Genomic DNA, 21,884 nt, shown 5'->3' on the forward strand with positions numbered 1-21,884 from the left:
TCTGATTACATCTGCGCGACCTTCACGCCCGCCACTTCAGCGGTGCCTTCCAGGATGGCCGTCTTGATGGTCTCCAGGCCGCGCTCGAATTCTTCGATGCGTTCGCGGAGGCCGCGCAGTTCGTCGAGCGCAACGGTGCCGATCGGGCGTTCCGTCTGCGCATATTCCAGCACCAGCGTCGCATAGCGGCCGCGCATCTTGGCGAGTGACCGCAGCATGGTGTCGATTTCATTCGGTTCGATGCGACCGAGCGCCCAGACCATCTGCGCGCGGGTCATCTCCTGATCCTTGGCGGCGATCTGCTGCACATACTGGCGGGCGTTCAGCGCGGCGGCGACGGCTTCGGCCGGGCCCTCGCGGAGCGCCAGGCGTTCGCGGGCGGAAAGGCCGGCTTCGGCCAGCGTCTTGGGCTTGCCGGTGGCAGCCATGGCCGCCTGGGTGCGGGCCAGCGCGGCCTGGGCCAGGGCCGACTGAGCCTGGGGCACCGACTTGATCGCGGCCTTGAGCTGGGGTTCGACCTTCTCGGCCTGGCGCAGCGACAGCAGAGCAATACCCATGACGACGTCCCTCTCCGACAGTGTTTCTGCCCAGAGAGGAGCAAGCTCCGTGCCATGGTTAAAATGGCGGTTTTCCAGTACTAAATTTCCGACTGGTTAACCATTCCGGCCGGGCCAGGCAGGTTTTGCCCAGGTAGTTACGGCCGGCGCCCGGTTTTTAGGGGAGGGGCGGCGCCGGCAGGCTGTCGACCCGGCTGCCGAAATTGAGTTCCAGCTGCCAGCTGCCGGGCCGCGCGCGGTAGTCGCGCAGCAGAGCCGGGTCGAGGGCGAATTCCACCTGGGTCGCGCGGCCGGCCGCGCCGGCCCGGCCGCCGCCACTGCCACCAAGCGGGAAGCTGAGCCCGATGCCGGTGCCAAAGCCGCCGCTCGATCCGGCCGAGCCGCCGACGCCGACACTCGGCCGCCCGGCCCAGCTTTCGCCGCTCGTAGGCGCGGGTTCGGAAAGGCTCACGCGTTGTGCCAGAATCTTGCGGCCTTCAGGCGTGGTCAGCCGGGCATCCTGCAACGGATCGGTCGCGATCACGCGCATGAACAGCAGGCCGCTGGTCTCGCCCTGCCAGACGGCGACACGTGGTGGTGGCGGTGCCGAGGGCGAACAGGCCGCTGCCGCTACGGCAAGCATCAGAGAGAGCAGAAGGCGTTTCATCGACATCTATATAGGTGACGTGCGCGTTAGTTCCCAGAGAACAGTTTCTGGCCGGGTAAAGCCGGCTTAAGCTGGCGGCGACATCACAAGAAATGCAGGAAACGCCAAAATGTCCGCCACTCTTTTCGATCTCTCCGGCAAAGTCGCCATCGTCACCGGCTCGAGCCGCGGCATCGGCCGTTCCATTGCCATCCGCATGGCGCAGCATGGCGCGAAAGTCGTGATCAGCAGCCGCAAGGCCGAGGCCTGCGAGAAGGTGGCGGAAGAGATCAAGGCCGCAGGCGGAGAAGCCATTGTCGTGCCCTGCAACGTCTCGGATAAGGCGCAGCTGCAGGCGCTGGTGGATGCCACCGTGAAGCAATGGGGCCGCGTCGACGTGCTGGTCTGCAACGCCGCCGTCAATCCCTTCTTCGGTCCGGCGAAGGATATCCCCGACGATGCCTTCGACAAGATCATGGCCGTCAACATCAAGTCGAACCACTGGCTCGCCAACATGGTGGCGCCGGGCATGGCCGAACGCGGCGGCGGCGCCATCGTTATCATCTCCTCAGTGGGCGGCCTGTTCGGCTCGAATACGCTGGGCGCCTATGGCATCTCCAAGGCGGCCGACATGCAGCTGGCGCGCAACCTGGCCGTCGAATGGGGACCGCAGAATATCCGCGCCAACTGCATCGCGCCCGGCCTGGTCAAGACCGACTTCGCCCGCGCCCTGTGGGAGAATCCCGAGATCGCCAAGAAGGCGACCAAGGGCTATGCGCTGCGCCGCATCGGCGAGCCGGACGAGATCGCCGGCGCCGCGGTGTTCCTGGCCTCTGCCGCCGGCCAGTTCATGACCGGCCAGACCATGGTGATCGATGGCGGCGGCATGGTGAATTTCCAGGCAGTCTGAGCAGCCAAGTCTTCCGACGCGGCTTTCGGCCGGGGTTTCAGGCCGTGACGGCGGCGGGCTCAACACTATATATAAAGGGCATGTATGCCCGCCCGCAGATCGCCGACCCGCGCGCCATTATCGACCGCCGCGCCCTGACCCTGCAGCTCGATGCCCTGGGCGGCGAGGGCAGGCATGGCAGCGCCGAGCAGCGCAAGCAGGCGCTGGTGCTGCTCAAGGCCGCGCTCGGCCAGGGCCGGCAGGTGATCCAGCAGCGCTTCCAGTCCGGCACGCCGGCGCTGCCCAGCCGGGAGTCCTTTGCCTATCTGGTCGATCAGATCATCCGCCTGGTGCATGACTTCACGGTCAACCGGGTCTATCGCCTGCCCAATCCCACGGCCGCCGAGAAACTCTCCATCGTGGCCGTCGGCGGCTATGGCCGCGGCGAGATGGCACCATTTTCCGATGTCGACCTGCTGTTCCTGTTCCCCTACAAGCAGACCCCCTGGGGCGAGCAGGTGGTGGAATACATGCTTTACCTGCTGTGGGATCTCGGCCTGAAGGTCGGCCATGCCACGCGGTCGGTGGATGAATGTATCCGGCTGTCCTTGAGCGACGTCACCATCCGCACGGCGATTCTCGAGCAGCGCTGGATCTGGGGCGACCAGGATCTCGCCGCGCAGCTGAAGACCAAGTTCCAGTCCGACGTGGTGGCCAAGACCGGCGCCGATTTCATCGAGAAGAAACTGGCCGAGCGCGATGAACGCCATCGCCGCATGGGTGACTCGCGTTACGTCGTCGAGCCGAATGTGAAGGAAGGCAAGGGCGGGTTGCGCGACCTGCATACGCTGGTCTGGATCAACAAGTATCTCTACGGCATCGAGGACAGTTCCGATCTGGTGGCGCGCGGGCTGCTGCTGCCCGAGGAACAGCGCAGCTTCACCCAGGCGATGGAATTCCTCTGGACCGTGCGCATCCACCTGCACTATCTGGCCAACCGCGCGGAAGAGCGCCTGACCTTCGACATGCAGGTCGAGATCGCCAAGGCGATGGGCTATGCCGACCGCCCGGGCCGCAGCGACGTCGAACGCTTCATGAAGAAATACTATCTGGTCGCCAAGGAAGTCGGCGACCTGACGCGCATCTTCGCGGCAGCGCTGGAAGAGCGCCACAAGAAGCAGAAGCCGCTCGCCGCCATCCGGGCGAAGATGAAGCGGGCGAAAAAGATCGACGGGTTCGACATCGCCGGCGGTCGCGTCAATGTCGGCAGTGACGACATGTTCGAGACGCAGCCGATCAAGATGCTGCGGCTGTTCCATCTGGCGCAGGAACAGGGCCTCGACATCCATCCCGAGGCCTTGCGTCTGGTGCGGCGCAATCTCAAGCTGATCGATGGCAGTATCCGCAATGATCCGGAAGCCAACCGGCTGTTCATGGATATGCTGTGTTCGGTGCAGGATCCGGAAACCACGCTGCGGCGGCTGAACGAGGCCGGCGTGTTCGGGCGGTTCGTACCCGATTTCGGCCGCGTGGTGGCGCAGACCCAGCACGATATGTACCACACGTATACGGTGGACGAGCACACCATCCGCGCCATCGGTATCCTGTCGCGTATCGAAAGCGGTGCGCTGAAGGAAGATCACCCCTTATCTGTGAATGTGATCAAGGAAGTGCTGTCGCGCCGCGTGCTCTATGTCGCCGTGCTGCTGCATGACATCGCCAAGGGCCGCGGTGGCGATCACTCCATCCTCGGCGAGAAGGTGGCCGACAAGCTGGGGCCGCGCTTTGGCCTGACGGCGGCGGAAACCGAAACTGTCGGCTGGCTGGTGCGCTGGCATCTCGCCATGTCGGCGACCGCTTTCAAGCGCGACATCGCCGATCCGAAAACCGTGGTCGACTTCGCCCAGCTGGTGCAGAGCCCCGAACGCCTGCGCTTGTTGCTCTGCCTCACCGTGGCCGATATCCGCGCTGTGGGTCCGACGATCTGGAACGGCTGGAAGGGCCAGCTGCTGCGCGAGATCTATTACCGCGCCGAGGAATATCTCTCGGGGGGTTTCAGCGGTCGTCGCCGCGAGGAACGCATCGCCGAAACAAAAGAAAAGGTGCGTGCCGCCCTGACCGACTGGCCGAAAGCCGAGATCGACCGGCTGCTCAAGCGGCATTACGAGAATTACTGGTACTCAAACGATGTCGAGATGATCCTGCGCCATGCGCGGCTGATGCGCGAGGCCGATGCGGCGAAGCGGACGCTGACCACGGCGATGCGGTCCGACACTTTCCGCTCGGTCACCGAATTCACGCTCTATGCGCCCGACCATCCGGGGCTGTTTGCCCGCGTCGCCGGTGCGATGGCGGCGGCCGGTGCCAATATCGTCGATGCCAAGATCTTCACCACCAATGACGGCATGGCACTCGACAGCTTCTATATCCAGGACATGGAAGGCGGCGTCTTCGACAAGCCCGACCGGATCAAGAAGCTGAACAGCGCGATCGAACGTGCGCTGTCGGGCGACCTCAAGCTGCGCTCGGCGATTGCCACGGAGAAGCCGGGCCTGCCCAGCCGCACCCGCGTCTTCAAGGTGGCGCCACGCGTGCTGATCGATAACCACGCCTCCAACCGCTACACCGTGGTGGAAGTGAACGGCCGCGACCGGCCGGGCTTCCTCTACGATGTCACCCGCGGGCTTTACGATCTCAACCTCACCATCGGTTCGGCGCATATTGCCACCTATGGCGAACGTGCCGTCGACGTCTTCTACCTGCAGGATCTGACCGGCATGAAGCTGACCGACAAGCGCCGGCTGCAGCAGATCGAAAAGCATCTGATGAAGCAGATCGCGCCGGGTGAGGACAAGCCGGCTGCCAAGGCCGCGAAGGCTGCATAGCGGCTGACCTGGCACCCGAGGCGGCGGCGCATGGCCTGCCACGCGTCGCTCGTCTATGATCGGCTGCCTCGCTCGTATATAAGTTTTCCAGATGTCGCTGTTTCGGGCCATAGCCACTGTCGGCGGACTGACGATGGTCAGCCGTGTTGCCGGTTTCGTGCGTGATCTGCTGATCGCGCGTTATCTCGGCGCCGGGCCGATTGCCGATGCCTTCTTCGTCAGCCTGCGCTTGCCGAATTTCTTCCGCTCGCTGTTTGCCGAAGGCGCGTTCACCGCGGGCTTCCTGCCGCTGTTCAGCCGTACCGAAGCCAGGGAAGGCCGCGCAGCCGCGCAGCATTTCGCCGAACGCGCCCTGTCGCTGCTGCTGGTCAGCACTTTCGCCTTCACGCTGCTGGCGCAGATCGCCATGCCGCTGGTGATCCTGTTCCTGGCGCCGGGCTTTGCCGGCGACCCGCTGCGTTTCCCGCTCTCGGTCACGCTCACCACCATCACCTTCCCCTATCTGCTGTTCATCAGCCTGGCGGCGCTCTATGGCGCGGTGCTGAACTGCCTCGGCCGTTTCTTCTCGATGGCGGCGACGCCGATCCTGCTCAATCTGGTGATGATCGCCGGCATGCTCTGGCTCACACCGCATATGCCCAATGCCGGCTATGCGCTGGCCTGGTCGACACTGGTCGGCGGCATCCTGCAATTCCTCTGGCTGGCCTGGGACGTGCACCGTGCGGGCCTGAGCCTGCGGCTGCGCCGGCCGGTGATCAATGACAAGGTGCGCCGACTGTTCCGCCTGATCCTGCCGGCCGCCATCGGCGCCGGCGCCACTCAGGTCAATCTTGTGGTCGGCCTGATCCTCGCCTCGCTACTGCCGGCCGGCGCGGTGTCGTATCTGTTCTATGCCGACCGGATCAACCAGCTCACCGTCGGCGTGGTCGGCACCGCTATTGCCACCGCATTGCTGCCGACGCTGTCAACCCAGCTCGCCCATGGCAACGACAAGGCGGCGATGTATACGCAGAATCGCGCGATGGAATTCGGACTGCTGCTGTCGCTGCCCGCCAGCATCGCCCTGCTGGTGATTCCCTTCCCGATCATTTCCATCCTGTTCCAGCGCGGCGAATTCGATCTCGCCACCGCGCACGCCACATCCGATGCGCTGTTCGCCTATGCGCTCGGGCTGCCGGGTTTCGTGCTGTCACGCACGCTGACGCCCAGCTTCCATGCCCGGCAGGATACCAGGACGCCAGTGCAGATCGCCGCCGTCAGCATCGTGGTCAATATCGGTATCAGCGTGGCCCTGCTGAATGTTCTGGAACATGTCGGGCTGGCGCTGGCCACGGCCATGGCGGCCAATATGAATACGCTGCTGCTGATGCTGGTGCTGTATCGCCGCGGGTTGTGGCAGGCCGACGAGCGGCTCAAGCGGCGCAGCCTGCTGATCCTGCTGGCCAGCATCGGCATGGCGATCATGCTGTTCCTGCTCGACCGCTTTGCGTTGCCCGGCTGGTATGCTGGCGGCTTCTGGCAGCGCTCGGCGGCGCTGGCCGTGCTGATTGGCGCCGGCATGGCGGTCTTCCTGGCCTGCGCCATGCTGCTGGGCGCCACCCGGCCGAGCGAGTGGAAGGCCATCCTGCGCCGCAGCTAGCCGGCCATTGACGGCGCCGGTCGCTCCGGCGATAACCGGCCGCCTTTATATTTCCCACTCCGGGGCCTTCCACCGCCCCATCACCCAAGGGACAGTTCATGGCCTTCCAACGGCGCATCTTCTCGGGCATCCAGCCCACCGGCAACCTCCATCTCGGCAATTATCTCGGCGCAGTGCGCAACTGGGTCGCGCTGCAGAACGAGTATGAGTGCATCTTCTGCATGGTCGACATGCATGCGATCACCGCATCGCTGCTGAATGCCGACGAGCTGCGCAACAGCACGCGTGAACTGGCCGCGGCGATGATCGCTTCGGGCATCGATCCGAAGAAAAACATCCTGTTCAACCAGTCGCAGAATCCCGATCACGCCACGCTGGCCTGGATCTTCAACTGCATCGCCCGGCTTGGCTGGATGAACCGCATGACGCAGTTCAAGGAAAAGGCCGGCAAGGACCGCGAGAATGCCTCGCTCGGCCTCTATGCCTATCCGGCGCTGATGGCTGCCGACATTCTGGTCTACAAGGCGACCCATGTGCCGGTCGGCGAGGACCAGAAGCAGCATATCGAACTGACCCGCGACATCGCGCAGAAATTCAACCACGATTATGCGACGGAAACCTTCCCGCTCACCGAGCCGCTGATCTTCGGCACGGCGACGCGCGTGATGAGTCTGCGCGATGGCAGCAAGAAGATGTCGAAGTCGGATGCCTCAGACCAGTCGCGCATCAACCTGACCGATACGGCCGACATGATCGCCGACAAGATCAAGCGCGCCAAGACTGACCCTGAACTGCTGCCCGATACGGCAGCAGGCCTGGAAGGCCGGCCGGAAGCGCAGAACCTGATGGGCATCTTTGCGGCGCTGTCCGGCCAGACGCTGGATCAGGCGGTGGCGGTCACGGCCGGCAAGGGCTGGGGCGATTTCAAGAAGCTGCTGACCGAGACGGCGGTTTCGGTGCTGGGTCCGATCACGTCGGAGATGCGCCGCCTGATGGCCGATCCGGGCTATGTGGACGGTATCCTGCGCGACGGCGGCGAGAAGGCGCGTGCGCTGTCGGCGCCGGTGGTGAAGGAAGTTTACGACACCGTTGGCTTCTTGCGCCCATGAGGGCGCGGGTCGGATTCCTGCGGCCGTAAGCCGATGTCTGTGCCGCTCACCTGCGATGTGCTGATCGCCGGCGGCGGTCCCTGCGGCCTGATGCTGGCCAACGAACTCGGCCGTCGCGGTATTTCCGTGCTGCTGGTGGATGAAAAGCCCGGCACGGCCTTCAATCCACAGGCCAATGCCACGCAGGCGCGCACGATGGAGCATTTCCGTCGTCTCGGTTTTGCTGACGAGATCCGCGCGCTCGGCCTGCCACTGGATTATCCCACCGACATTGCCTATTTCACCCGCTACGCGGAACACGAGCTGGCCCGCTTCCGTCTGCCGCCGGCACAGGAAGCCAGTCGCAAAGCGCGCGAATCCGGCTCGTCCTGGAGTACACCGGAACTGCCGCATCGCGTGTCGCAGAAATATGTCGAGGCCGTTCTGCGTCGCAAGGCCGAAGCGCTCTCCAGTGTGGTGCTGCACTACGGCCATCGGCTGAAGGATTTCACCGATCACGGTGACCGCATCGCTGCCACGATGGAGAACGTTGCCAATAGCACCACGCAGGACGTAACGGCGCAGTATCTCGTGGGTGCCGACGGCGCACGCAGCTTGGTGCGCGGGCAACTCGGCATCCGTTACGGCGGCGAGACCGGCGTGCAGCGCGATTTCATGGGTGGGCGCATGTATGCGATCTACCTGCGCGCGCCGGATTTCTATACAGCGGCTGACAAGGCGCCGGCCTGGATGAATGTGACCTTCAATCCGCAGCGCCGCGCCTTCATGGCCGCGGTGGACGGCAAGGGTGAATTCGCCTTCCACACCCAGCTGCGGCCGGGCGAGGACGAAGCCTCGGTCAGCGAGGCTGATGCGCGCGCCATGTTCCATGCCGCCTGCGGCAAGGAGATCGACATCGAGATCCTGTCGCGCGGCAGCTGGACGGCCGGCCATGCGCTGGTGGCGGACAGTTTCGGCCGCGGTCGCGTGCTGCTCGGTGGCGATGCCGTGCATCTGTTCACGCCGACCGGCGGCCTTGGCTACAACACCGCCATCGAAGATGCCGTCAATCTCGGCTGGAAACTCGCCGCCGTCTTGCAAGGTGTTGCCGCGCCGGCTTTGCTCACCAGCTACGAGGCCGAGCGCCGCCCGTTGGCCTTACGCAACACCGGCTATGCACGCGGCTTTGCCGATTCGCTGGGCTTGTTCCTGGTCGATCCGGAGATCGAGGCTGACTCTGCGGCGGGCGCGTCAGCGAGACAAAAGGCCGGCGACTATCTCGAGGGCCATGCCCGACGTGAGTTCAATATTCCGGGTGTCACATTCGGCGGACGCTACGACGGTTCGCCGGCGATCCTCAGCGACGGCACGGCGCCACCCGAGGACGCGGCGAATGTCTACACGCCGAGCGCCTGTCCCGGTGGCCGGCCGCCGCATCTGTGGCTGGAGAACGACACGTCGCTGTTCGACCACTTCGGTTTCGGCTGGACGCTGCTGCAGCTCGGTACGGAGAATGGCTTTGCCGCCGAGATGGCAGCAGCAGCGCGGCAGTTGCGCATCGATCTGACGCAGATGTCGCTCCGCTCGGAGCAGGCACGCGAGCTGTATGCAGCCGACCATGTGCTGATCCGTCCGGATCATATCGTCGCCTGGCGTGGCGCCGGAGGTCATGCCGGCAACATATTGCGCCGCCTGCTCGGCCATCTTGAATGATGCCGGCTTGAATGATGCCTGGGCAGCGCCCACATTAAGGCTTCCTCTCCCTTGCATTTCTGGCCGATGACCATGGACACCGACGCTTCACGCTCCGCTTTCACTGCCTGGCTGCGCGCCCGCTGGCAGCCGGTGGCGGTCATCGCCATGGTGCTGATCTTTGGCCTGTATTACCCGGTCGGCATGCTGATCGTGCATAAGGTGGATGACCGGCTGGATTACGAAATCCCGGCGGCCGACCTCCCTGCCGGCGGCAGCCGCACGGTGGCGCTGGCTGCGGCGCTGATCGACCGCGAGGTCAATCGCAGCGGCTGGGTCGCCAACGATCCCTTCTTCATGCCGGGCTCGATGCTCGACAACATGCCGAACTACCAGCTCGGCATGATCCATGCGCTAGGCCGCTTCGCCTTCCAGATGGTCGACCAGATCGGCCGCACGCGCGGCTCCAGCCAGACCGACCGCGACCTGCAGGAGGCTGCCGGCCTGCTGCAATATTCCGGCACCAAATGGATTTTCGATTTCTCGACCTCGCTGCTGCCGACGGCAAAGTCGGAAGACCAGTATCGCAAGGCACGGTCGGCGCTGATGAGCTACAACCAGCGACTCAGCGGCGGGCAGGCGGTGTTCGAGCGTCGCGCCGACAATCTGCAGGCCACGCTGGAGCGGATTGCGCTCGACATCGGCTCGGCTTCGGCCGCCATCGACCGCCGCGTCCGCGAAGGCAGCGACAGGCTGATCGACTATGAAGGCGACGACGTCTTCTACAGCGTGAAGGGCCAGATGTATGCTTACTATCTGGTGCTGCGCGAACTGAAGCAGGATTATCCCAACCTGGTGCGCGACCGCGAACTCGGCGGCACCTGGGACCAGATGCTGGAGTCTTTCGCCGCCGCTGCGGGCCTGAAGCCCTGGGTGGTGTCGAATGCGCGGCCCGACGCCGTGATCCTGCCCAACCATCTGGCTTCGATGGGCTTCTATGTCGAACGCGCGCGCGCCCAGATCTATGAGATCGTCAATATCCTGCAGAAATAAACCATTGAGACGACAGGGTCCCGCATACCTGTCGCGTCAAGTCCCGCATCCCGGTTACCCCCAGCTTTCTGCCATTGCGTTCCGTGTCACGGCGAGGCAACCTTGACGGCATGAGCGAAACCAAAGCGGAAACCGAAGCCAAGCGGCGCAGCAAGTTCCTCGTCGTCGTCGACGATACGAACGAGGTGCGCGTGGCCGTGCGCTATGCCACGCGGCGTGCGCGCAACGTGCGCAGCGGCGTGGTGATGCTGCGCGTGATCGAGCCGGTCGACTTCCAGCAATGGGCTGGTGTCGCCGAGATGATGCGTTCCGAAGCGCATGAAGCGGCTGAGGATCTGCTGCAGAAACTGGCCGAGCAGGTGAACCAGGAATCCGGCCTGTTGCCCGAACTGGTGATCCGCGAAGGCGTCGCCAAGACCGAGATCCTCAAGCTGGTCGATGAGGATCCCAATATCCGCATGCTGGTGCTGGCGGCGGCGCCGAATGCCGAAGGTCCGGGTCCGCTGGTCACCGCGTTTGCGGGCCAGATGGCTGGCGAACTGAAATTCCCGATCACGGTGATCCCCGGCGGGCTCAGCGACGAACAGATCGATCGCCTGACCTAAACGCTGTTCTTATTCGTATCCCGCCAGCCGTTCCGTCGGCAGGGTGAACAGTTCCTGCGGCTCGCGCACGCCGCGCAGCGCATGGAAGCCGATCGAATCGAGGCGATAGGGCGCAGCAGTGTCGCCGTTGATCGCTTCGGCAAAAGCGGCCGAGGCCAGCAGCGGTTTGTCGACTGCCTTGGTCTGCGCTTCCAGCCGCGCCACTTCGTTCACCGCGCGACCGATCACGGTGAAATCGAGCCGGTCGCGCGAACCGATATTGCCGTACACCACCTTGCCGACATGCAGGCCCAGCCCGACCTTCAGCGGCGCCACGCCGGCAATCGCGCGGCCCTGATTCAGTTCATGCAGATCGGCAAAGGCGTTTTCGGCGGCAGTCAGCGCGCGGCGGCAGGCCGCTTCGAGGGTATTACCTTCCTCGACGCGAAAGATCGCCAGCACGCCGTCGCCGATGAATTTCAGCACCTCGCCGCCATGCGCCTGGATCGGTCCGGCCATGGCATCGAAATAGCGGTCCAGCGTTGCCACCACTTCCACCGTCTCATTGCGGTCCGAAAAGCGGGTGAAGCCGCGCAGGTCCGACAGCCAGATGGCGGCCTCCACCTCATAGCCGCGACCGCGCCGGATATCGCCGTTCAGCACCCGCTCGGCCGGGCTCTGGCCCAGATAGGTGGTCAGCAGGTCGCGGCTCATGCGGCGGGAGGCTTCCAGCTCCATGCGAAGCGCGATCAGCGGCATCAGTTCCATCAGGTAGTTCAGTTCGTCGGGCCGGAAGCCGCCCTTGCGGTCGGTGGCAAAGCTCATGAAGGAGACATTCTGTCCGGAGGTCCGCCCCACGCCCTGGCTCCCCATTCCCGGCCCCTGGGTGAAGCGCATCGGCAGCACCAGGTAATCGGTCACCCCGGCGTCTTTCAGCTCGGGCAGGATACCGAAATCCATCGGGGTTTCGGGCAGCTCGATCTGGCGGCGGATGGCGGCGGCGCCTTCGTGGATCACGGCGATCGGACTCTTCAGGTATTCGTCGCTCTGCATCACCTCATGGCCCCGTTCGGCCATGGTCACCCCCTGGTCGCGCTGCCAGATGAAGGCCCGGGTCAGGGTGAGGGGGTGCATGGAGGGCAATCCGGTCGTCACCCGGAACAGCGGTACGCCTTCTTCCAGCAGCTGGCGGCAGAATCCGTCCAGCAGATCGCTGACCGGCATCACTTTGCCGTCGTGATCGATCAGCCACTGTGCCGCCCGGGACAGAACAAGCCGCGAATCGGGCCAGCTTGGCAGCCGGGTAATCGCCTCCGCCGGGTCGCTCATCGCTCCACAGCCCTGGGGACAACCTGCAATTTTATCCACATTGATTCAAAAACTTCCAAAACTTGCGTTGCCCACGCAATTTCATGTCTCGGCCATGGTTTTGCCATAGCCTTTAGCCTTGATATTTGCGGACCCGCCAACCAATTTCCAGTCCACCTTTAGAGACCAGAGCATGTTTATTCAGACCGAAACCACGCCGAACCCGGCGACCCTGAAATTCCTCCCCGGCCGCGATGTGCTGGGCGGTGATTTCGTGGGTGGCTCGGTCGACTTCACCGATGCCGAGTCGGCGAAGGCGTCTCCGTTGGCCACCCGCCTGTTTGCGGTGGCGGGCGTCGAGGGCGTGTTCCTGGGCGCCGACTTCGTGACTGTGACCAAGGCCGAGGCACAGGACTGGACTGTCCTGAAGCCGGCCCTGCTGGGCGGCATCATGGAGCATTTCATGTCCGGCCTGCCGGTGATGAATGCCGACGCGGAGGTGGCCGCCGGCGCCGAAGAGACTTTCGATCCGGCCGACGGCCAGATCGTTTCCCAGATCAAGGAACTGATCGAAACCCGCGTCCGGCCCGCCGTGGCCCAGGATGGCGGCGATATTATTTTCCGCGGTTTCGACCGCGGCGTGGTTCTGCTGCAGATGCAGGGATCCTGTTCCGGTTGCCCGAGTTCGACGGCAACCTTGCGCTATGGCATTGAAAACATGCTGAAGCATTACGTGCCCGAAGTGTCCGAAGTCCGGGCCGTTTGAGTCGTCGCCGGTTTTCGGGGGTTTCCCGGAACTAGTGACAGTTCACCGCGTTTCCTGAGTGGGGGATCGCACATAGGGCAGCGCCCGGTGCAGCACGACGAAGATATGTCGGCTGTATCGCGGGCTTGGCGCTGATAACTGTGGAGGTTTGACCCATGACAGCACATCGCGATCGGCGATTGCTTGCCATTGGATCGGACGTACGTCTGATTTTTGCCGGTTTCGGCCTGTTGCTGGCCGTTGGCCTGGTTTCCGGAGTGGGGGTCGGCTGGCTGTCGAGCCGCCAGCTTTCGCGTGTTCCCGAGGTGCAGATGGCGCAAGCCGCGCCGAGCCTCTCGGTGCGTGAATCCGTGCATGATGCCTGGGACCGCCTGCGCCAGATCGCGCAGCTGGATTGGCGCGCCGTGGTCGAACCGCGCGCCACCGCGCCCGATACCGCCGTTGCGGCCCGCGACAAGAAGGACGACGCGCCGGCGATCAGCGCAGCGGAAGCCTCGCGCCGCATTGCCGAAGTGCGCCAGTTCTCGCCGCATCGCACGGCGATGCGTGCCGAATCCGGTCGCACCGTGGATGCGATGCTGGCGCGTTTCGAGCAGGAAGGCTTCGATCTCGCCGATCTGCGCAATGCCTCCGGCCAGGTGGAAGTGCCGCGCATTTTCCTGGCCTCGCTGCCGGTCGATATCGCCGATGTGAACCTGACTGAAAAGCGCAAGCGCGCCTTCCTGAAGGTGATGCTGCCGCATATCCTGCGCGAGAACGAGCGTATCGTCGCCGATCGTACCCGCCTCGAACAGCTGCATCAGCGCATCCAGCTCGGTGCCGCGCTGTCGACGCGCGACCAGACCTGGCTCGAACGGCTGGCTGAACAGTATGGCGTCGACGATGTCGACACCGCCGAACTGCTCAATCGCGTCGATGCGATCCCGCCGGGCCTCGCGCTGGCCCAGGCCGTGGAAGAATCGGGCTGGGGCACCTCGCGTTTCGCGCTGATGGGCAACGCCGTTTTCGGTATGTGGACCTGGACGCCGGGCGCCGGCCTGGTGCCGGAAAACCGCCCCGACGGCGAGACCTATGAAGTGCAGCGCTTCAAGAGCCTGGATCATTCGGTGGCCGCCTATATGCGCAACCTGAATTCCCGCGGCAGCTATCGCGAATTCCGTGACAAGCGTGCCGCCATGCATGACCGCAACCAGCCGGCCGACAGCTACCAGCTGGCCGGTACGCTGCATCGCTACTCGGTGCGCGGTCAGGACTATATCCGCACCATCCGTTCGATCATGAAGTCGAATGCGCTGGAGCAGTTCGACAGCGCCAGGCTGGCCGACGAGCCCACGCCGCTGCTCTCCACGCTGGACTTTTTCGGCAAGTCGTAACCGCTGAAAATCGCATTGCCGTCCCCGATACCGAGCCGGCCCGGATTTCCGGGCCGGCTTTTTCGTGGATTTGCCGGCCGCCGCGCCCGGTAATCGCCGGGTCGCCGTCTTGCGGCGGCGTTAACCCGCCCAATATACTGTGTTAACGCTGCCCGGCGATCCGCATTGCGCGGTATCGTGGCGCGGTTTTGCATTGCATGAGGCTTTCCCGATGTTCGTCCGTCCGTTTACCCACCTGTCCGCCCGTCTGGTCCTGATCCCGGCCCTGACCGGCGCCCTGCTGGTTTCGGCCTGCCAGAATAATGGCGACGGCTCGTCCGGCATGAACAAGGAAAATGTCGGCACGCTGCTGGGCGGTATCGGCGGCGCCGTGCTCGGTGCCCAGTTCGGCAAGGGCACTGGCCGTCTGGTCGGCGTCGCGGCCGGTGCGCTGGCTGGCGCCTATCTGGGCAACCAGATAGGCTCCTCGCTCGACAAGGCTGACAAGGCGGAGATGGAAAAGGCCAGCACCAAGGCCACCACTGCGCCGATCGGCCAGCCGATTTCCTGGCGCAATCCCGACAGCGGCAATTCCGGCACCGTGACGCCGACGCGCGAGGGCACCGCCAGCAATGGCGACTACTGCCGCGAATTCCAGCAGAGCGTCACCGTCGGCGGCAAGACCGAACAGGCCTATGGCACCGCCTGCCGCCAGCCTGATGGCAGCTGGAAAGTCGTCAACGGTTGATCGGCATGACCGCAGCCGGGCGGATGTCTCGCGTTTTACTCGCCGCTGCCTTCAGCGGGATGATGATCTTTGCGGCACCGGCTGCGAAAGCGGATTTCGCCGATGGTGTGCGCGCCTATGAGGCCGGCGATCATAAGGCCGCCTATGAAGCCTGGCTGCCGCTGGCCAATCGCGGCGATGTGGCGGCGATGCGAAACATCGGCCATCTCTATCGCTGGGGCCAGGGCGTCGAGAAAGACATCAACCAGGCAATCCACTGGTATCGCATGGCAGCCGAGAAGGGTTTCTCGCGCGCCCAGGCCAATCTCGCCGCGATCTATCTGCAGGGCGACGAGGGCATTCCGGTCGATTACGCAGAAGCCCATAAGTGGTTCGCCGCTGCCGCCGTGCAGAATCTGGCGGTGGCGCAATACAATCTCGGCCTGATGTACGAACTGGGTCTCGGCGTGGAGAAGAACGAGGCGCGTGCGCTCGGCTGGTACAATCTCGCTGCCAAGGCGGGACAGCCGGAAGCGATCGAGCGCCTGTCGCAGCTGGTGAAAACCACCGAGCCGCCGCTGGTCTCGGGCGTGAATGTGCCGGCGCCGCAGCCGGCCACGCAGCCGGTGTCGCAGGCTGCCGAGGCCGACAGCAAGACAGAAACCACCGCCGGCACGGCGCTCACGCCAGCGCCCACGCCGGAGCCGACGCCGCCTGCATCTGCCGCCGCGCCAGTTGCGGCCCCGGTTACAGCCCCGATTGAGGCCCCCGTTGCAGCCCCGATGGCAGCCCCGGTCGCCGCAGAGCCGGCGACTGCCGCGCCGGTCGCGGCCGAACAGCCGGCCGCGCCGTCGCAGGACACCGCACCCGCACAGGACGACAGCCGGCCTGGCTTCCTCAGCCGTTTCTATTCGGCGATTTCTTCCGGTGGCGGGGTGTCGATCCCTGATATCTTCAGTTCGTCGCCGGCTGAGGCACCGGAGACGACAGGCGAACCGCCTGCTGCGCCTGAACCTGCCACGTCAGGCGGAGAGGGCAGCAAGCCTTGAGGATTGAGCAGGATGCGTGATCCCTATCAGGTTCTGGGCGTGGCGCGCGGCGTCAGCAGCGAAGACCTGCGCAAGGCCTATCGCAAGCTGGCCAAGGAATTCCATCCCGACCGTAACCAGGGCAACGAAAAGGCGTCCGACCGCTTCAAGGAAATCTCGGCGGCCTACGATCTGCTCGGCGACGCCGACAAACGCGCCAAATTCGACCGCGGCGAGATCGATGCGTCGGGCCAGCCGCGTGCGCGCGGTTTCGGCGGTGGTGGCTTCCGCCCGGGCGGCGACGCGCGCAGCGGCACCTACAATGCCGGCGGCGGATTCAGCGGTTTCGGCTTCGATCCCAATGCGGCCGGCGAAGACATCTTCGACGAGATTTTCGGCCAGATGCGGCGCGGCCGCGGTGCGGGCGCTGGTTTCGGTGCGCGCAACGCCAATCGCCCAATGCGCGGCGCCGACCGACACTTCAACCTGAAGATCGGCTTCCTCGATGCCGCGCGCGGCTGCAAGCGCCGCCTCACCATGCCTGATGGCAAGCAGCTCGATGTCACCATCCCGCCCGGCCTGGGCGACGGCCAGCAGATCCGCCTGCGTCACCAGGGCGACGCCGGGCGCAACAACGGCGAGGCCGGCGATGCGCTGATCGAGGTGACCGTCGAGCCGCATGCCTTCTTCACCCGCCAGGGCGACGACCTGCACCTCGAACTGCCGGTCACGCTGGACGAAGCTATTCTCGGCGCCAAGATTCCGGTGCCCACCATCGACGGCATGGTGGCGGTCGGCGTGCCCAAGGGCGCCAGCTCGGGCACCACTTTGCGGCTGAAAGGTCGCGGTTTCCCGCTGAAAGGCGGCGCGTCGGACCAGCGCGGCGACCAGTATGTGAAGCTGAAGCTGGTGCTGCCCGAGAAGCCGAATTCGGCGCTGGAAAAGCTGATCGAGAGCTGGGCGAAAACGAACAAGTATGACGTGCGCGCCAAATACACGGTCGATTGACCGGTTAAGACGGCCTTAACCAACCCTTCACCATCTCTTGGCAGCTTATGCCGTGGACTTTCCTTTACAGGAGAGTCCGGCGGATTCTATCGTCCGCGCGATTCCCACCGATTCGCAACGGGCTCCCGATTCGGTCATGTATACGCGTCGCTTCATTCTCTCCTCCTTGGCCGGTCTGCTGGGCAGTGCCGCGGTACCGTCATGGGCCGATGCCGCCAGCCGCAAGACGCCGCCACTGCCCGGTCGCAAGCCGGTGCCGAAGGCGGCGTCCAAAATGCCGCCGCGCCCGCCGGCCGTCGTGATCCTCGATCCCGGCCATGGCGGTCGCGATCCGGGCGCCATCGGCGTGACCGGCACGGAAGAGAAGGACGTCACGCTCTCGATCTGCCAGAGCATCCGCCAGGCGCTGGCCGGCCGCTCGGATATCAAGGTCTTCCTGACCCGCGACCGCGACAGCTACATCCCGCTGCCCAGCCGCGTCGCCTTCGCGCATGAGCGGCATGCCGATCTCTTCATCTCGATCCATGCCGACGCAGCACCCAACAAGTCGGCGCGTGGGTTGTCGGCCTATACCCGGGCCGAGAAGGCGACCGATGACTTCGCCCGCCGGCTGGCCGACCGCGAGAACCAGGTCGATGCCATCTATGGCTTCGATGCGCATGCCACCGACAAGCAGACTGCCGCGATCCTGATCGATCTGGCGCGTCGCCACGGCCACAATGCCTCGCTGGCCGCCAAGCGCCGCATTGTCACCGGTGTGGGCGAACGCGTGCAACTGCTCGACAATCCGATGCGCGCTGCCAATTTCGCCGTGCTGCGCTCGCCGGCTTTGCCCAGCGTACTGATCGAAACGGGTTTCCTGACCAACCCGCATGACGAAAAGATTCTGCGGAATTCGAAATCCCGCGCCGTGCTGGCACGTTACCTCGCCGACCAGATCGCCCCGGTGGCGATGGATCTGCGCGAGGCGTGAGTTTTATCATCTGTCATGCCCGGACTTGATCCGGGCATCCCATTTCAATTTCGACAGCCATAAAATGGGACCCTCGGGTCAGGCCCGAGGGTGAAAAAAAGAAAAACATGCTCCCCGAACTCTTTCCCTTCCTCGTCGCAGCTCTCGGCGTTTTCCTGATTGCCTTCATGCGCGGTGCCTTCGGCGGTGGCTTTGCCATCGTCGGCATTCCGGTGCTGTCGCTGGCGATGGACCCGATCACGGCGGGCACGGTGCTGGCGCCGATCTTCATCGCCATCGACATCGTCGCCTTCTGGTACTGGCGGCCAGGCACCTGGTCGAAGCCCGATGCGAAACTGCTGCTGCCCATGCTCGTGCTCGGCATCGGCGCCGGCTGGCTGCTGCTCTCGGTGCTGAATCGCCACCTCATCGAAATCAGCATCGCGCTGATCACGCTGCTGTTCGCCGGTCTGTGGTTCCGCAGCGGCGGCGAGGTGCAGGTGAAACCGCGCGTACCTGCGAAAGGTCTGGCTGCCGGCTTTGCAGCAGGCATAACGACCATGGTGGCGCATTCCGGCGGGCCGCCGCTGGCGATGTATCTGCTGCCGCTCGGGCTGTCGAAAGCGGCCTATGCCGGCACGACCAGCCTGTTCTTCACGGTGGCCAATGCCGTGAAGGCCGGGCCGTGGTTCTATCTCGGCCAGCCGGAGGCGAAAACCTGGTGGCTGATCGTCGCGTGCTTGCCGGTCGCGCCGCTCGGCGTCTGGCTCGGCTGGCGACTGCATGAGCGGCTCGATCAACGCCAGCTCTATCGTGCCTGCTACACTCTGCTGGTGATCACGGCAGTCAAGCTGCTGTGGGATGGCCTGGAAGGATTTGGGCTGTCAGGCTTCCTGCACGGCTGACCAGAAATCCTCGGCGATACGCGTGCCGCGCTCGCGCTGGCGATAGAGCCTGATATCGACCGGGATGGTCCAGGCCTCACCGCCGGCCAGCACCAGCGTCTTCGCAGCCAGATCGTCATCGATCAGACTGTCAGGCAGCCAGGCGATGCCGCGACCGTCGCGCGCCATGGCGCGGAGAACAGTACCCTGCGGCGCGATGAAGCTGACACGCAGCGGCAGGCTGGTTTCGCGCCGGCCCAGCATGGCGGTGACGATACGGCCCAATCCTGAATCCTCGGCATAGGCGAGATAGGGCAGTGGCTGCTTCGCGCCGTCGAGTGCATGCTTTGGCCGACCTTTTGCGTCGGGGGCGCAGACCGGCAGCAGGCGATCCTGTGCCAGCCGGCGATAGAGAAAGCGGTCGGGCGGCAGGCGGTTGGCGACGGCGTCGTGACCATGGCAGAGCAGGAACTGGCTCTGGCCCTGCAGCAGCGCTTCCTCACCGGCCTGCATGCTGCCAGACATCAGACGGATCGCGCCGAGTCTTGCGGCGATATCCAGGCCGCGCAGCCAGCCGGGGAAGAAGGTGAGCGACAGCGCCTGCGTGGCGGCAAAGATCAGCGTGGCGGTTTCGGCCTGCTCGGCCTGACGCGCTTCGTCGCGCGCCTGCGCCAGCCGGCGCAGCATGTCGCGCACGGCCGGCATGAACTGCTCGCCGGCGGCCGTCAGCTTCACCGGCTGGGCCGAGCGGTCGAACAGCATCACGCCGGCCCAGTCCTCCAGTGCGCGGATGCGGCGGCTGAAGGCGGGCTGCGTCATATGCCGGGCCTCGGCGGCGCGGGAAAAGTTGCCGGCCTCGGCCAGTGCCAGAAAATCTTCCAGCCAGTTGAATTCCATATACGCCCAAGTGTTTATCCCGCGCTCAATGCGGGATCGGAATGATCAATTCCGAATCTGGCATTGGCGCAGGCATCCTGTCCATGTCTAGGATGCCGGCCAGCAGACAAGGAGCCTCGATTTTCCCATGCGTATCGTTGAAGTTCGCGAGAAAACCGCCTCGATCGCCTCGCCGATCGCCAATGCCTATATTGATTTCTCCAAGATGACCTGCTCGGTGGTGGCGGTGATCACCGACCAGGTACGCGACGGCAAGCCTGTGGTCGGCTTCGGCTTCAACTCGAACGGCCGCTACGGCCAGGGCGCCTTGATGCGCGAGCGCTTCCTGCCGCGCCTGATGGACGCCAATCCCGACAGCCTCGTCGATACGGCCAACAACAACCTGGATCCCTTTGCGATCTGGAAAACGCTGATGACCAACGAGAAGCCGGGCGGCCATGGCGAACGCTCGGTCGCGGTCGGCACGCTGGACATGGCGGTGTGGGATGCGGTGGCGAAGATCGCCGGCGTGCCGTTGTGGCGCCTGCTGGCGGACCGCTATCGCGACGGTGTTGCCGATGACAAGGTCTGGGTCTATGCCGCCGGCGGCTACTACTATCCGGGCAAAGATCTGTCGGCTTTGCAGGACGAGATGAAAAGCTATCGCGACCGCGGCTATCGCGTCGTGAAGATGAAGATCGGCGGTGAGCCGCTGAAGGACGATCTGAAACGTATCGAGGCGGTGCTGAAGATCGTCGGCGACGGCCAGAATCTCTGCGTCGACGTCAACGGCCGCTTCGATATCAAGACCGCCATCGAGTATGGCAATGCGATCAGGCCGTATAATCTCTACTGGTATGAGGAAGTCGGCGATCCGCTGGATTACGCGCTGCAGGCCGAACTCGGCAAACATTACGACAAGCCGATGGCGACCGGCGAGAATTTGTTCTCGCACCAGGATGCGCGCAATCTCATCCGCTTCGGCGGCATGAACAGGGAGCGCGATTTCCTGCAGTTCGATTGCGCGCTGTCCTACGGCCTGGTCGAATATCTGCGCACCCTGGATGTGCTGAAGGAACATGGCTGGTCGAGCCGCCGCGTGGTGCCGCATGGCGGCCACCAGATGTCGCTGAATATCGCGGCGGGCCTGCATCTGGGCGGCAACGAAAGCTATCCGGATGTGTTCAAACCCTTCGGCGGCTTCGCCGACGGCATTGCGGTGAACGACAGCTATGTCAGCCTGCCGCAGATTCCGGGCGTCGGCTTCGAGGCCAAGGCTGAACTCTACAAGGTGATGAAGGAACTGCTGGACTAAGCTTGGCAGAATGGCGGCGGATAGGCTAAACATCCGTCGCCATTTTCCACCGGACTGCCGATGCGCCAGAAACTGCCTGCCCGCTATAATGCTATCGCCATCCCGCTGCTGCTGTCGGTGCTGATGACCTTCATTGTCTCCGGCGTCGCCACGTTCAGCGGATTAGGCTTCGTCGACGGCGTGACCGAGAAATGGTTGCAGGCCTGGGGCCTGTCCTGGGTGATCGCTTTCCCCACCATGCTGTTTCTGCTGCCGCTGGTGCGGCGCATCGTGGCGCAGGTGGTGGAAGTCCCCAGGGGCTGATCCGGGGCCGATCCGGGGTTAAATCAGCTTTTCCGCAAGCAGACGGCGAAGAAGCCGTCCATGCCGCCGCGGCCCGACCACATCGAGGGCAGGGTGCGCAGTGCGCCGTCATGCGCCACGGCTTCGGCCGGCAGATGCAACTGGCCGGCATCGGCAGGCACGACCTCGGCGCCCGGCAGCGCCAGCAGATGGCGGATCTGGTATTCGGCTTCCTCGGGCTGCAGCGAACAGACGCAATAGACCATGCGGCCGCCATCTTTCAGCAGGCCCCAGCTTTTCTGCGCCAGCCGGCGCTGCAACTCGGCCAGCTTTGCCACATCCGTCTCATCCTTCAGATAGGGCAGGTCGGGATG

General features: G+C 64.4%; 20 protein-coding genes and 1 pseudogene. 16 read left to right on the forward strand and 5 right to left on the reverse strand.

Features of this window, described 5'->3' with window-relative positions; translation table 11 throughout:
• Positions 1–5: 5 nt before the first annotated feature.
• The gene (locus CTR53_RS02320; protein ID WP_290809098.1) at positions 6–557 is read right to left on the reverse strand and encodes a hypothetical protein; all 552 of its coding nucleotides are present in this window, start codon (positions 555–557) and stop codon (positions 6–8) included.
• A gap of 157 nt (positions 558–714) precedes the next feature.
• On the reverse strand, positions 715–1,203 hold the full coding sequence (locus tag CTR53_RS02325) for a hypothetical protein (protein WP_290809100.1): 489 nt from the start codon (positions 1,201–1,203) through the stop codon (positions 715–717).
• A gap of 109 nt (positions 1,204–1,312) precedes the next feature.
• Here CTR53_RS02325 and CTR53_RS02330 point away from each other — a divergent pair, with 109 nt between their 5' ends.
• The 7 genes from CTR53_RS02330 (at position 1,313) to CTR53_RS02360 (ending at position 11,033) form a co-directional block, all read left to right on the forward strand.
• Positions 1,313–2,092, forward strand: coding sequence for an SDR family NAD(P)-dependent oxidoreductase (locus CTR53_RS02330; RefSeq protein ID WP_290809102.1), 780 nt, complete (start codon positions 1,313–1,315; stop codon positions 2,090–2,092).
• 80 nt (positions 2,093–2,172) lie between these two features.
• A complete protein-coding gene (locus tag CTR53_RS02335) occupies positions 2,173–4,956 on the forward strand; it encodes a [protein-PII] uridylyltransferase (RefSeq protein ID WP_290809104.1) in 2,784 nt (927 codons plus the stop codon).
• Between the two features lie 91 nt (positions 4,957–5,047).
• Complete coding sequence (gene murJ / locus CTR53_RS02340; protein WP_290809106.1) at positions 5,048–6,595, forward strand: murein biosynthesis integral membrane protein MurJ; 1,548 nt, start codon at positions 5,048–5,050, stop codon at positions 6,593–6,595.
• Between the two features lie 98 nt (positions 6,596–6,693).
• Positions 6,694–7,704: a tryptophan--tRNA ligase gene (gene trpS / locus CTR53_RS02345; protein ID WP_290809108.1), complete on the forward strand. Its 1,011-nt coding sequence runs from the start codon at positions 6,694–6,696 to the stop codon at positions 7,702–7,704.
• A 33-nt stretch (positions 7,705–7,737) separates the two neighbouring features.
• Entirely contained in the window at positions 7,738–9,396 is a 1,659-nt protein-coding gene (locus CTR53_RS02350; RefSeq protein ID WP_290809110.1) for an FAD-dependent oxidoreductase, read from the forward strand.
• A gap of 66 nt (positions 9,397–9,462) precedes the next feature.
• Positions 9,463–10,428, forward strand: coding sequence for a DUF2333 family protein (locus CTR53_RS02355; protein ID WP_290809112.1), 966 nt, complete (start codon positions 9,463–9,465; stop codon positions 10,426–10,428).
• A 110-nt stretch (positions 10,429–10,538) separates the two neighbouring features.
• Positions 10,539–11,033, forward strand: coding sequence for a universal stress protein (locus CTR53_RS02360; protein ID WP_290809114.1), 495 nt, complete (start codon positions 10,539–10,541; stop codon positions 11,031–11,033).
• Positions 11,034–11,042: 9 nt separating this feature from the next.
• Here CTR53_RS02360 and CTR53_RS02365 read toward each other — a convergent pair whose 3' ends face one another.
• Positions 11,043–12,341, reverse strand: a complete 1,299-nt coding sequence (locus CTR53_RS02365) for an adenylate/guanylate cyclase domain-containing protein (RefSeq protein WP_290809116.1) — start codon at positions 12,339–12,341, stop codon at positions 11,043–11,045.
• Between the two features lie 172 nt (positions 12,342–12,513).
• Between CTR53_RS02365 and CTR53_RS02370 the strand changes: the two genes are divergently transcribed.
• The 7 genes from CTR53_RS02370 (at position 12,514) to CTR53_RS02400 (ending at position 19,058) form a co-directional block, all read left to right on the forward strand.
• On the forward strand, positions 12,514–13,086 hold the full coding sequence (locus CTR53_RS02370; protein WP_290809118.1) for a NifU family protein: 573 nt from the start codon (positions 12,514–12,516) through the stop codon (positions 13,084–13,086).
• 155 nt (positions 13,087–13,241) lie between these two features.
• A complete protein-coding gene (locus tag CTR53_RS02375; RefSeq protein ID WP_290809120.1) occupies positions 13,242–14,459 on the forward strand; it encodes a glucosaminidase domain-containing protein in 1,218 nt (405 codons plus the stop codon).
• A 211-nt stretch (positions 14,460–14,670) separates the two neighbouring features.
• Positions 14,671–15,186: an RT0821/Lpp0805 family surface protein gene (locus CTR53_RS02380; protein ID WP_290809122.1), complete on the forward strand. Its 516-nt coding sequence runs from the start codon at positions 14,671–14,673 to the stop codon at positions 15,184–15,186.
• Between the two features lie 23 nt (positions 15,187–15,209).
• Entirely contained in the window at positions 15,210–16,214 is a 1,005-nt protein-coding gene (locus CTR53_RS02385) for a hypothetical protein (protein ID WP_290809124.1), read from the forward strand.
• Between the two features lie 12 nt (positions 16,215–16,226).
• On the forward strand, positions 16,227–17,201 hold the full coding sequence (locus tag CTR53_RS02390; RefSeq protein WP_290809126.1) for a J domain-containing protein: 975 nt from the start codon (positions 16,227–16,229) through the stop codon (positions 17,199–17,201).
• Between the two features lie 136 nt (positions 17,202–17,337).
• Positions 17,338–18,174: an N-acetylmuramoyl-L-alanine amidase gene (locus CTR53_RS02395; RefSeq protein ID WP_290809128.1), complete on the forward strand. Its 837-nt coding sequence runs from the start codon at positions 17,338–17,340 to the stop codon at positions 18,172–18,174.
• 107 nt (positions 18,175–18,281) lie between these two features.
• Positions 18,282–19,058: a sulfite exporter TauE/SafE family protein gene (locus CTR53_RS02400; RefSeq protein WP_290809130.1), complete on the forward strand. Its 777-nt coding sequence runs from the start codon at positions 18,282–18,284 to the stop codon at positions 19,056–19,058.
• On the opposite strand, the gene CTR53_RS02405 is transcribed toward CTR53_RS02400, so the two are convergent.
• Complete coding sequence (locus CTR53_RS02405; protein WP_290809132.1) at positions 19,038–19,934, reverse strand: LysR family transcriptional regulator; 897 nt, start codon at positions 19,932–19,934, stop codon at positions 19,038–19,040. The genes CTR53_RS02400 and CTR53_RS02405 overlap by 21 nt on opposite strands.
• A 127-nt stretch (positions 19,935–20,061) precedes the next feature.
• Between CTR53_RS02405 and CTR53_RS02410 the strand changes: the two genes are divergently transcribed.
• Entirely contained in the window at positions 20,062–21,228 is a 1,167-nt protein-coding gene (locus tag CTR53_RS02410; RefSeq protein ID WP_290809133.1) for a mandelate racemase/muconate lactonizing enzyme family protein, read from the forward strand.
• Between the two features lie 60 nt (positions 21,229–21,288).
• On the forward strand, positions 21,289–21,531 hold the full coding sequence (locus CTR53_RS02415) for a DUF2798 domain-containing protein (protein ID WP_290809135.1): 243 nt from the start codon (positions 21,289–21,291) through the stop codon (positions 21,529–21,531).
• Positions 21,532–21,554: 23 nt separating this feature from the next.
• On the opposite strand, the pseudogene CTR53_RS02420 reads toward CTR53_RS02415, so the two are convergent.
• Positions 21,555–21,884 (reverse strand): annotated as a pseudogene (locus CTR53_RS02420) (rRNA cytosine-C5-methylase); the annotation flags it as partial.

It is taken from the genome of Ferrovibrio sp. (assembly GCF_002796975.1).
Lineage (GTDB): Bacteria > Pseudomonadota > Alphaproteobacteria > Ferrovibrionales > Ferrovibrionaceae > Ferrovibrio.